This is a genomic window from Paraburkholderia sp. EG286B, assembly GCF_040965655.1.
GTDB lineage: Bacteria > Pseudomonadota > Gammaproteobacteria > Burkholderiales > Burkholderiaceae > Paraburkholderia.
The window spans coordinates 1-304 of record NZ_JBFRCF010000207.1 but is presented as its reverse complement, the minus strand read 5'-3'; the positions used below and the strand labels follow the sequence as shown (position 1 = coordinate 304).

Annotated in this window: 1 pseudogene; it reads right to left on the bottom strand. The window is 56.6% G+C overall.

Annotation, left to right across the window (positions count from 1 at the left end):
• Positions 1-304: pseudogene (locus AB4Y42_RS44440) on the bottom strand (transposase); the annotation flags it as partial.

Here is a 304-nt window from a genome sequence, read left to right as displayed (position 1 = left end):
GCTGCGGCATTTCGGTGAGTATGTGCATCAGGTAGTCATAGGGATCGACACCACACGCCCTGCACGTCAACATCAAACTGTACACGGTGGCACTCGCCTTCGCGCCATCGGTAGTATCACTAAATAAACCAGTTTCGCCTTGCCACGGCAAACGGTCTGACGTCACGTTCGCAAACGTTATTATCTACCGGAGCCCGGCCATCAGTCACGTAACGGCTCAGATACTGCCACTGGTTGCGCGTGTACGCGATTGCTTTTCCCAGCAGACTCTGCGGTGCCACATCCGGCGCCAGCTCGTCGAGCC